Genomic DNA, 251 nt, shown 5'->3' with positions numbered 1-251 from the left:
AGCCCTCGTCGCAGCTTGTCGATTGTGGCGATCAGGATGCGTCGGCAGGCCAGCAGATCAAAATCCGGATTCGCGACTGCAAACGACTCGAGATCACCATCGATACCCTCGATCGATGCGCGAATGTCCGCTGGAATGCGCTCGGCTTCCTTGTAGTCGGCCAAGATGCTCGACATCAGGAAGCCAATGATGAAAATGGCGCCGCCGATGCCGCTGGTCAGAAGCGTATTGAGCTCGAGAAACTCCAACCC

1 protein-coding gene is annotated in these 251 nt (G+C 57.0%); it reads right to left on the bottom strand.

Annotated elements, in window-relative coordinates:
• Window positions 1-251 (bottom strand): hypothetical protein (locus tag ACZ3HH_RS30785; RefSeq protein ID WP_465810467.1); only part of this gene is annotated, 251 nt, incomplete at both ends.

Source organism: Pseudomonas sp. PME37.24/025 (assembly GCF_055556615.1).
Note: the sequence above shows the minus strand (reverse complement) of the source record. Positions and strands in the feature narration are given on the sequence as shown.